The organism is Phaeodactylibacter luteus (assembly GCF_007993045.1).
In the GTDB taxonomy this organism is placed as follows: domain Bacteria; phylum Bacteroidota; class Bacteroidia; order Chitinophagales; family Saprospiraceae; genus Phaeodactylibacter; species Phaeodactylibacter luteus.
This window is the reverse complement of record NZ_VOOR01000004.1, coordinates 197,843-208,266: the sequence shown is the minus strand read 5'-3', so window position 1 is coordinate 208,266 and position 10,424 is coordinate 197,843. Positions and strand designations below refer to the sequence as shown.

Sequence of the window (10,424 nt, the reverse complement as noted above, 5' to 3'; positions counted from 1 at the left end):
CTGTGGCACAGCCCTGAAAACCACAGAAGCCTTCACCCTATCCCCAGGGCAAAGGCTTCTGTCAAAGCGGCATGAGCCGGATTATGCTTGCAGCAGGTGCTTCATATCTACCCGCTCGCGGATGATCTGCTCGAGCTGACCTATCGGCACCCGCTCTTGAGACAGGGTGTCCCGGTCGCGCAGCGTGACAGTATTATCGTCAAGGGCTTCGAAGTCTACAGTCACGCAGAAAGGCGTGCCAATAGCATCCTGCCTGCGGTAAAGTTTGCCAATGCTGCCCGTATCGTCGTACTGAACATCGAAGGAAAGGCGGAGGTCATTGAAAATATCCGTAGCCATGTTCACCAGGCGCTCATCGTTGCGCTTCAGGGGCAGGATAGCACACTTGATCGGTGCAATTGCAGGGTGGAGCTTCAACACCTCCCTTGTGCTCTCTTTGCCATTAGCCCCTACAACAGTCTCCTCTTGCAGGGCATTGCTCATAGCCGCCAGGAACATCCGGTCGGCACCGATAGAGGTTTCCACTACATAAGGGACGTAATTCTCTTTAGTGGCAGGGTCAAAGTACTGCAGCTTTTTGCCTGACAGCTCCTGATGATTGCCCAAGTCAAAGTCTGTACGGCTGTGTATGCCTTCCAGCTCCTTGAACCCAAATGGGAAATTGAACTGAATGTCCACCGCAGCATCTGCATAGTGGGCCAAGTTGTCGTGATCATGAAAACGCAGCTGATCGGCCGGGGTGCCCAGCGCCAGGTGCCACTTCATACGGGCTTCCTTCCAGTACTCGTACCATTTCTGCTGCTCGCCGGGCTTGATGAAGAACTGCATCTCCATCTGCTCGAACTCCCGCATTCGGAAGATGAACTGCCGGGCTACGATTTCATTTCGGAAAGCCTTGCCAATTTGCGCGATGCCAAAAGGCACCTTCTGACGGGTGGTCTTGTGGACATTAAGGAAGTTGACAAAAATCCCTTGGGCGGTCTCCGGGCGGAGGTACAGTTTGCCTTCTTCCCCGGCGATGTTGCCCAGCTGAGTGGAGAACATCAGGTTGAACTGCCGTACATCGGTCCAATTGCGGGAACCGGTATCTGGGTCCGCTATTTCCAGCTCCTCGATCAGCGCTTTGAGCCCCTCCAAGTCGCCATCCGTCATGGCTTTGGCCAGGCGGTCGCGCACAGCATTGTGCTGCTCGACATAGCCAGCCACGCGGGGGTTGGTTTCCCGGTACATCGCTTCGTCAAAGCTTTCGCCAAAGCGCTTGCGGGCCTTGGCCAGCTCTTTGTCGATTTTGTCCTCTATTTTGGCCATGTAATCTTCAATGAGCACATCGGCACGGAACCGGCGCTTGCTGTCTTTGTTGTCAATGAGCGGGTCATTGAAGGCATCCACGTGACCGGAGGCTTTCCAGGTCTTGGGGTGCATAAAGATCGAGGCATCGATGCCAACGATGTTGTCGTGCATCTGCACCATGCTGCGCCACCAGTAATCCTTGAGGTTGTTCTTAAGCTGCACACCGTAGGGGCCATAATCATAGACCGCAGCCAGGCCGTCATATATTTCGCTCGACTGGAAAATAAAGCCGTATTCTTTACAATGGGCTACCAGTTTCTTAAACAGGTCGTTCTGCTGTGCCATAGGGATTTTTTCAAATTTAAGCGGCGCCCCTTTTCCAGGGCTTGCCTTTGGGGACTGAAAGGGCGTAAAATTAAGCCCTTCCACTCAATAATAAAATAAATACAGGCACAGAAGCCTTGCCAGGCCCTATCTTTTGCTGCAGCATTCTCCAAACTGGCCCTTGCACCACCTTAGAAATCTTGGGCGGCAGTGCGCTGTGTAAGCCCCTGACGAGACTCCCAATCTTCGTCCCCTTGCATCCATGCCTCCAAGAGCGCTTGATAAGCAGGCTGGGACTCATAAGCCTTGGCCCCTATCAGGGCGATGGTTTGCCGGCCAGGCGCCAAGAGCTGTGCACGGGCAGCCGATAAAGCCTCGGGCCATTGGGGGAGCACCAGCCGGGCCATGCCCTCCACACTGCCGATGATGGTCCAACGCAGCCACGGGCCTTCCCCCCGGAAATCCACCAACTGTACTTCGTAGGCCGTAAGAGCTTCGAAGCTCCCATTGAATAGCCCAACCTGCAGGGTATCGCCGTTGCGGGCCATACCCGGAGCGCTGGGCAAAGCAGGCACCGACTCAGGTATCCGGGAGCCGGAACGGTCATAAGCATTGGGCGCGTAGGGCCAGCCTTGATAATCGCCTACCTGACGGGCTTTTAGGCGAAAGCCGGAAATGCCAGCCACGGGCACACGGGGCGCAAAGCTCCCGCTGACAAGGTCTGGCATAGAAGCAAAATCGATAAGCGCCTGCCCATTTTCCCCTTCGCCATATATTTCATAAAACCAATTGGCTGTATTGGGCAGCTGTACAGGGGCTTCATACATCAGTTGCGGCAGGGCTTCATAATCCAGCACAAAGGCACTGTCCTGGGCTTTTCCCACCCAAAAATAACGGGGCAAAGCCTCTCCATTGGCCTGCAGAAAGGCATAAGCGGGCAGGGTGTCCGGCACTTGTATAGCAAAGCTGAGCAGCTCCGCTGCCGGGTCTAGGAAGATATTGCCAGAAAAGGCCTGCAGGTTGTCCTCTGGCCAAATGAGAGACTGCAAGGAGCTGACATTGCCGATAGCCACAGGCCATTCGCGCACGGGCGCACGGGCTGCCGTATCCCGGGAGAAGCCCGTCGGGACGTCCAGCCAGGTCGTCAGCTCGTAAACGGTCTCGGTACGGGTATTGCCCCCATCTTTCACCACTTCGGGCCTGATTTCCAGGTAAGACAAGTGCACCGGGCCATCGCATTGCTCTGTGGCCAATGCCTCGTTGAGCTGTGGCGTCAGCTTTAGGCTAGCTTGCCATTCGCCGTCTTCTCCGCTCAGCCACAAATAAGCGTCGCCGGGGAAAGCCCGGGACTGCCACGCGATATCCCAAGGGGCACAATTTTCGTCCGCCCCTTCGTCTTTACAGGCGGCCAATAGTACAATAAGGAAAAACAGGTAAAGTATGCGGTTCATCAGGTCTGATTTGGGATGAGGTAAATAGCATTTTGCCCGATAAGGGCACGGCTCAAATAACGCCAACAGGCCTTACTTTCATATCAATACTGCAGAAAATGCCTAAAATTTTGCATTGCCCGTAGGGGAGCCCAACGGCCAACAGCATCTAATCGGTATAAAACAACCTGACTTGTCTATGAAAAAGCTAACAAACCCAATCTTGACCCTGTGCTTCGTAGCCACTATGGCCACCCTGCAAGCACAGGAGTCCAGAAAACTGGATTACTTTGATGCCATCAGCGTTGCAGGCGACCTGACGGTGACCCTTGTAGCAGGGGGGGAGCACCGGGCTGTGCTTGAGGCAGAAGGCGGCATTACCGAAGATGACGTCACCATGTATGTAAAAGGCAAGACCCTAAAGGTTCAACTTATCGAAGGGCTGCTACATGATGAGCGGCATGCAGACATCACGATCACTTACACGGAGCTGCGCTCGGTGAAGGCTACTGCCGGGGCACAGGTGCAAACAACTGGCCCCATTGTAGGCAGTGAGCTGGCCTTGCGTGTAGGCAGTGGCGCACAGATGCAGGCAGAAGTGGCCGTGGAAGCCCTGAATGCATGGGTCTCTGAAGGCGGGCAGCTTGCTGTTGCTGGCACTACGACAGACCAAGAAGTGAACGCCTCTACCGGCGGGGTGTATGAAGGGTTTGAACTGGAGTGCATGCGCACCTATGTCAAGTCCAACACTGGCGGAGAAGTAGAGGTGGTAGCCAACCAAAGGCTGGACGCCAATGCCAATACCGGGGGCAGCATCCGGTACAAAGGCGAGCCCGAAGAAAAGCAGATGCGCTCCCTGATTTCCGGGGGCATCCGGAATGTGAATTAAGCGGAAAGCCATCACCCGGCTGAACTGTCATAGCCTCAACGGTACTTCCGTTGGGGCTATTTTTTTAGACTTGATGCGCCGGGCCGTACTAAGCTGTTTTCAGCCACGTACCGGCTTTTTTAGGGGCTTCGCCCTGAGCAGGCAGGGAGGAGCCGTTTTTTAGTATGGGGCCTGCCCCTGCCAAAGGGCAGGTGCCGCTATGCTACGGGGCTCGCTGCCCGCTCGGCCCTATCGGGCTGGCCACCCCTCCGCAGCGCTAGGCCAATGCCAGGCTATTGCCCGCAGTGATCCCCGGCACATATTAAAAAAGCTGCCCGGTCAAAATGCCCGGGCAGCTTCCCAAAAATAGTGTTGTTCAAAAGTGTTGTTTATCGCTGGACCACGTCAGCACGCAGGGTTTCCAGCAAAGCGCCTACCTCCATGATGAGGGCTTCTGGCACACTGTTCTGATTGGCGCCAGCCACTACAGCATTGATAAAGGCATCGTAAGAAGCATTGTCTGCTTTCAGCGCCATGCGGGGGTTCTGTGCAGGGTCGTGCGCAGAGACCATATCCATGCCATCGTAAGTGAAGTTTTCTGCACCTGTAGCGACACAGAAGAAATCAGTAAGGCTTTCGCTCAGTACAGCCAGGTTGGTCAGGTTGCCGTTGCCAACTTCCATCAGCAGGGATGCAAAGTACGGCTGCAGCTCAGGGTCAGCAGCAATCACAAAGATGGTGCTGTCTACAACGGAGCGCAGGCCGAGCCGGCCAGCTTCGATCATGCCACCGGTGGCAGGGTCTGAGACCATTTCAGTGCCGCCTAAGCGCTCATAAAGCGTGGGCTCGTCCATCATCCCTTCATCATCATCACAAGCTACGAAGGTGGTCAAGCAGGCAAAACCTAGTAGAAAAAGAAAAAACTTAGTGTTCATCGATTCGGTATTTTTATGAAATGCAAAATGTGAGTGATCTTTATCATCAAAGCATAAAAGACTGCCTACCAGCCGAACAGACCCGAAAGGGCTGCGCCAGCTCTTCGGAAAACCGAGTTTTTGCCCGTCACCGGGCAGCCGGAGCTTGCCATTTCTTCTGTCACCACAAAAGGCTTAGCCTGGCCCGGAAAACGCTGCGCTACTGCGTCAAAGACCCCCTGTGAGCTTTGCCGGGAACGGTCGAAAGCATAAGTAGCCGTGCCGGCTTCCGCATTCACGAAACAATGGGTGGTAGCCTCCTGCCCCATAATGACTTTCTTGATTTCAGCCACCTGGCTATCGTCAAGGCCAGGTGAAAAATCAATCCGGCTCATTTGAATATCGGCATGGGGCACCGGCTCAGAAGAGCTGATGGCGTGCCCAATGACTGCTGCGGCCAGCAGCCCAAGGGCGAGCAATAAATTGCGAGGCTTAAGGAGTCGCTTCATGGCTATGTTTTTTACTTTATCCTGACTTACGGAGCGCTGCCTGCTTCCGGTTTATCGGCCGGCAAGGTTTTGGAAAATAAATTGTGATTTTTTCCTGGCCAGGCTCAACTTTAGCCTGGGCTTGGCGTTCCCGTTGCAAATGCAACCATTTAATGAAGAAAGACGCCCTTTTCCCTAATGATTCCATTGTATTCCTCACCAACCGTGTGGGCCGGCTACTGGCCAACCACATCCGGCAGGCTGCGGAGCATGAATCCTGGGGCCTTCAGCCACAGCATATGGGCATTCTGGTAGACCTATGGCAGCGGGAGGGCGTACGGCAGCAAGACTTGGCCGTATCCAATATCAAAGACAAGGGGACCATCGCAAGGGCCTTGTCCAGCCTGGAAGAAGCCAACTATGTAGTGCGCATACCCGATAGCACCGACAAACGGAACAAGCTCATCTACCTGACCCACAAAGGCAAAGCCCTTCAGGCGCAGCTACAGCCTTACGCCCAAATGGTGATGGAACAGGCTACTGCCGGGCTGAACGATAAGGATATTGCAATCTGCCAAAAGGTGCTCTCGCATATCCTCAAGGCCCTGACGACCCCGGGCCAAGAACAATAACCGTTGCAAAAGCAACTTTTTACAATTTTATTCTGCATCACAACTCAACCCCGGCCATGCTGCCGGAAAACACAAGCTGAAGAATGAGCCTCACTGCAAGAAGAATTATTGTCGTCGCAGGGCTTTTCGCCCTCATCCTCTCTTTTATAGCAGCTTCCAAGCTCGCCCAGAAAAAAGAAGAGCCCAAGCCCCAAACCACCGCCAACCCTGTACGGCAGGTAGATACCTTACACGCTCGCCTTACGACCGTGCCGACTACCCTCGAAGTACAGGGCGAGCTAGCGGCTTTTGACAAGATCGACCTGTTTTCGGAGGTGACGGGCACCCTCAAAGCGACATCGCGCCCGTTCAAAGTGGGGGCTTATTTCCCGAAAGGGGCTGTCATGATACAAGTAGAGCAGGAAGAAGCCCGGCTTTCACTGCTTTCGCAAAAAGCCAACCTCCTCAATGCTGTAACTCAGCTGATGCCCGACCTCAAGGTGGACTACCCGGAAAGCTTTAGCCAATGGCAGGCTTACCTCGACAGTTTCGACCTGACCGGAGCCATCCGGCCCTTTCCTGAACCTTTGAATGATCAAGAGAAATACTTCATTGCTTCCCGCAACCTTTACAGCCAATACTACACCATCAAGAGCACCGAAGAACGCCTGGACAAGTACACCCTTTATGCTCCTTTCAGCGGGGTGCTGACCGCTGCGAGCATCAACCCCGGCGCGGTGGTGCGCGCCGGGCAAAAGCTGGGCGAGCTCATGAGCACCGGCAGCTACGAGCTCGTAGTCACCGTTCCGCTCCGCGACTTGAAGTACATCGCCACCGGCAGCCCCGTAACGCTTTATTCCGATGATATTTCCGGGCAGTGGCAGGGCCGTGTCTCCCGCATCAGCGATCAGGTCGAAGCTGGCACACAGACGGTGAAAGTGTTCATCAGCGCCAATGGCAAAGGGCTGCGGGAAAACATGTACCTGAGAGGGGAGATCAAGGCCAGCAAAATCGAAAACGCTTTTGTGCTCCCACGGCAGCTCCTCACCGATCAGAGCAGTGTGTATACCGTACAAGATTCTTTCCTGCGGCTGAAAGCGGTAGAGGTCGTCAAAATGACGGACAACGACGCTATCGTGCGCGGGCTGAGCAACGGGACAGCCCTGCTCGCCACCCCACAGCCCGATGCCTTTGATGGCATGAAGGTAGCCCCCAAAGCCCGAGGGGCAAAAACAGCAGCCAAGGGGCTGAACTAACCTAATCTGAGCACCACTGCCAAGCCAAAAGCACTCATGAAACAATTCATCAACTATTTTATCAAGTTCCCGGTAGCGGCCAACCTCATCATGATCGGCCTACTGGCCCTTGGGGTCGTCGGGATATTCAACATGAAATCTACCTTCTTCCCGGAGGTGCCCAGCCGGATCATCTCCATACAGCTGGTCTATCCTGGCTCCTCTCCCGAGGAAATGGAAGAAGGCGTGGTCAAACGTATTGAAGAGAACCTCAAAGGCGTGACCGGTGTGGAGCGCTACACTTCTGTGTCCCGGGAAAACAGCGGCAGCATCACCGTGGAAGTGCTCAAAGGGTACAATACCGACGATGTGCTCGTCGATGTGCGCAATGCAGTAGACCAGATTGCCTCCTTCCCTGCCGGGCTTGAGCCGCCGGTTGTGTACATACAGGAAAACCTGGGGTTTGCCATCAGCGTAGCGCTGAGCGGGGATGTCAACCTCAAAACCCTAAAACGGTTTGCCCGGCTGGTAGAAGAGGACCTCCGCGCTATGGAGGGCATCTCGAAGGTATCTCTGAGCGGGTTCCCTGAAGAGGAGATCGAAATCGCCTTCCGGGAAAAGGACCTGCGGGCTTACAACCTGACCTTTCAGCAAGCTGCACAGGCTGTGCGCAATGCCAATATCGAGATTACAGGCGGCACCATCAAAGGCAAAGACGAGGAGCTCCTTGTGCGCGCCAGGAACAAGTCTTACTATGCTGAAGGGCTCCGGGACGTCATCGTCAAAACTACCCCGGAAGGGAGCGTCATCCGCTTGTACCAGATAGCTGACTTGCGGGACAAATGGGCAGACAACCCCGACCGCAGCTTCCTCAATGGCGAGCCTTCTGTAGTCATCACAGTACAGAATACCCTGGAAGAGGACATGATCTCCATCACCGATCAGGTGCAGGAGTACGTCAAAGCCTTTAATGCGGAGAACGAGATCATACAAGCTACGGTGGTCCGGGATGGGTCCGAAATCCTGCGGCAGCGTATCAGCCTGCTTACCGAAAATGGCATACTGGGCTTTGCCATCGTCATGGTCCTGCTGGCCATGTTCCTGCACTGGCGCCTGGCGTTTTGGGTAGCGCTCGCTATCCCCATCTCCTTTGCGGGCATGTTCCTGCTGGCCAGTGCAGCGGGGGTCAGCATCAATGTCATCTCCCTCTTTGGCATGATCCTCGTGATCGGCATCCTGGTAGACGATGGCATCGTCATAGGCGAAAACATCTATCAGCAGTACGAGCAAGGCGTGCCCCGGATGAGGGCCGCACTCGAAGGCACAATACAGGTGCTGCCGGCTGTTTTTGCAGCCATCGTCACTACGGTGCTCGCTTTTTCCTCCTTCCTCTTCATAGACGGGCGCTTGGGCGATTTCTTCTCCCAAATGGCAATTGTGGTGATCTTCTCCCTCGTCTTTTCGCTGATAGAAGGGGCTATCATCCTCCCAACTCACGTAGCACATAGCAAAGCCCTCAGCCCCGACCGCGACCGCAACAAAATACAGGAGGCCTTTGAAAAGCTCATGGACTGGCTGCGCTTCAAGCTGTACAGCCCGGTGCTGAAGTTTGCCATGCACAACAAGTTTTTCACCTTCGCCGTGCTCCTTGGGCTGCTGGTCGTTACCGGCGGTGCCATTGGCGGGGGCATCATCAGCACTACGTTTTTCCCCAACATTGAGCGGGACGATATCTCTGTGACCCTCCAAATGCCGGCTGGCACCCGGGAGCACATCACACAAGAATGGCTAGACCACATCGAAGCGTCTGCCTGGGCTGCCAATGATTCCCTGAGCCAGCACTACTTCAAGGGGGAAAAACAGGCCATACAGCGCATTGAAGTCAACCTGGGGCCTAGCACCTATCAGGGCAACCTCAGCATCAGCATCCTCGATGGGGAAAACCGTGACAGCCTTTCCGCGCGCGCAGTGACCAACTCCATCCGCAAAATGGTAGGGGAAATCCCTGAAGCGGAAGTCGTCACTTACGGCGCTGCTTCCGCTTTTGGCAAGCCCATTTCCATCTCCCTTGTTGGCGAGGATTATGTGCAGCTCAAAGCGGCCACAGAGGAGGTAAAAGCGGCCATGAAAGGGCTGTCCGACCTAGCGGATGTGGTAGACAACAACCAGGAAGGCCTCAAAGAGGTAAACATTGAGCTAACGGAGAAAGGCAAGTACTTGGGGCTCAACCTACAGGAAGTGGTGGGGCAGGTGCGGTCTGGCTTTTTCGGCAGCGAGGTACAGCGCTTGCAGCGCGGGCAGGACGAAGTGCGGGTGTGGGTACGCTATGCAGAAGAAGACCGCGACAACCTGAACGAGCTGCGCGATATGCGGGTGCGCTTTGCGGATGGCCGGGAGTTCCCGCTTTCGGAGATCGCCACCCTTTCTCTTGAGCGGGGCGTCATCAATATCAACCACATTGACGGCAAGCGGGAAGTGAAGGTGGAAGCAGACGTATCGAGCAACGACGTTTCGGTAAGCGATATCACCGCCAGCCTGAAAGAGGAGATCATACCCGCTATCATAGGCAAGTACAGCGGTGTCTCTGCGATATATGAAGGGCAGAACCGCGAACAAGAGAAATCTGCCAACTCTATTCAGACCGTGTTTACCATCGTCTTGGCGCTGATGTTTTTTGTCATCGCCCTTACCTTCCGTTCAGTAGGGCAAGCCTTGCTCGTCTTTTTGCTCATCCCATTTGGTTTCATAGGGGTAGGCTGGGGGCACTGGCTTATGGGGCTTCCGATCAGTTTATTCTCTGCGCTCGGGATCATCGCCCTCATCGGTATTTTGGTGAACGACGCACTGGTATTTGTGAGCACCTACAACAGCATGATAGAAGAAGGCAGGCCACAGATGGAAGCCATCTATGAGACTGGGCTGGCGCGCTTCCGGCCTATTGTGCTGACGACTGTGACCACCTTCGCGGGGCTGGCGCCGCTGCTGTTTGAGAAAAGCCTGCAGGCGCAGTTCCTCATCCCTATGGCCATATCCGTTTCCTTCGGGCTGCTCGTCATCACCGCAGTCATCTTGGTACTGCTTCCGGTGTTCATGATCAGCATGAACCGGTTCAAGGTCTATGCCACATACCTATGGAATGGGGTAAAGCCTAGCTACGAAGCGGTGGAGCCTGCCCTGAGGCGGGAGACCGGGTATGAATTCTTATGGTACATCGCCTTTGGCGTGATTGCCATAATCGCCGCCTTGTCATTTTTGTAATGGCTG

General features: G+C 54.8%; 8 protein-coding genes. 4 read left to right on the top strand and 4 right to left on the bottom strand.

What is annotated here, in order from left to right; all coding sequences use genetic code 11:
• Positions 1 to 81 precede the first annotated feature (81 nt).
• Positions 82 to 1,635 (bottom strand): glycine--tRNA ligase, encoded by a 1,554-nt coding sequence (locus FRY97_RS03290; protein WP_147165995.1) that lies wholly within the window; start codon positions 1,633 to 1,635, stop codon positions 82 to 84.
• 170 nt (positions 1,636 to 1,805) lie between these two features.
• Positions 1,806 to 3,065: a hypothetical protein gene (locus FRY97_RS03285; RefSeq protein WP_147165994.1), complete on the bottom strand. Its 1,260-nt coding sequence runs from the start codon at positions 3,063 to 3,065 to the stop codon at positions 1,806 to 1,808.
• A gap of 178 nt (positions 3,066 to 3,243) precedes the next feature.
• On the opposite strand from FRY97_RS03285, the gene FRY97_RS03280 reads away from it, so the two are divergent.
• Positions 3,244 to 3,933: a head GIN domain-containing protein gene (locus FRY97_RS03280; RefSeq protein WP_147165993.1), complete on the top strand. Its 690-nt coding sequence runs from the start codon at positions 3,244 to 3,246 to the stop codon at positions 3,931 to 3,933.
• 368 nt (positions 3,934 to 4,301) lie between these two features.
• Here the strand turns inward: FRY97_RS03280 and FRY97_RS03275 are convergent, their stop codons facing one another.
• Both FRY97_RS03275 and FRY97_RS03270 read right to left on the bottom strand, forming a co-directional pair.
• Positions 4,302 to 4,847, bottom strand: coding sequence for a globin family protein (locus FRY97_RS03275; protein ID WP_147165992.1), 546 nt, complete (start codon positions 4,845 to 4,847; stop codon positions 4,302 to 4,304).
• Positions 4,848 to 4,912: 65 nt separating this feature from the next.
• Positions 4,913 to 5,335 carry a hypothetical protein gene (locus FRY97_RS03270; RefSeq protein WP_147165991.1) on the bottom strand — a complete coding sequence of 141 codons (423 nt, stop codon included), beginning with the start codon at positions 5,333 to 5,335 and terminating at the stop codon, positions 4,913 to 4,915.
• Positions 5,336 to 5,487: 152 nt separating this feature from the next.
• Between FRY97_RS03270 and FRY97_RS03265 the strand changes: the two genes are divergently transcribed.
• From FRY97_RS03265 to FRY97_RS03255, 3 genes are all read left to right on the top strand, one after another.
• Entirely contained in the window at positions 5,488 to 5,946 is a 459-nt protein-coding gene (locus tag FRY97_RS03265; RefSeq protein WP_147165990.1) for a MarR family winged helix-turn-helix transcriptional regulator, read from the top strand.
• Positions 5,947 to 6,029: 83 nt separating this feature from the next.
• On the top strand, positions 6,030 to 7,181 hold the full coding sequence (locus tag FRY97_RS03260) for an efflux RND transporter periplasmic adaptor subunit (RefSeq protein WP_147165989.1): 1,152 nt from the start codon (positions 6,030 to 6,032) through the stop codon (positions 7,179 to 7,181).
• A 36-nt stretch (positions 7,182 to 7,217) separates the two neighbouring features.
• A complete protein-coding gene (locus FRY97_RS03255) occupies positions 7,218 to 10,418 on the top strand; it encodes an efflux RND transporter permease subunit (RefSeq protein WP_147165988.1) in 3,201 nt (1,066 codons plus the stop codon).
• Positions 10,419 to 10,424 lie beyond the last annotated feature (6 nt).

Bases quoted from the DNA above. Each gene is read 5' to 3' on its own strand.
- FRY97_RS03290 (WP_147165995.1), bottom strand. From the start codon at position 1,635: ATGGCACAGCAGAACGACCTGTTTAAGAAACTGGTAGCCCATTGTAAA.
- FRY97_RS03265 (WP_147165990.1), top strand. From the start codon at position 5,488: ATGAAGAAAGACGCCCTTTTCCCTAATGATTCCATTGTATTCCTCACC.
- FRY97_RS03275 (WP_147165992.1), bottom strand. From the start codon at position 4,847: ATGAACACTAAGTTTTTTCTTTTTCTACTAGGTTTTGCCTGCTTGACC.
- FRY97_RS03255 (WP_147165988.1), top strand. From the start codon at position 7,218: ATGAAACAATTCATCAACTATTTTATCAAGTTCCCGGTAGCGGCCAAC.
- FRY97_RS03280 (WP_147165993.1), top strand. From the start codon at position 3,244: ATGAAAAAGCTAACAAACCCAATCTTGACCCTGTGCTTCGTAGCCACT.
- FRY97_RS03260 (WP_147165989.1), top strand. From the start codon at position 6,030: ATGAGCCTCACTGCAAGAAGAATTATTGTCGTCGCAGGGCTTTTCGCC.
- FRY97_RS03285 (WP_147165994.1), bottom strand. From the start codon at position 3,065: ATGAACCGCATACTTTACCTGTTTTTCCTTATTGTACTATTGGCCGCC.
- FRY97_RS03270 (WP_147165991.1), bottom strand. From the start codon at position 5,335: ATGAAGCGACTCCTTAAGCCTCGCAATTTATTGCTCGCCCTTGGGCTG.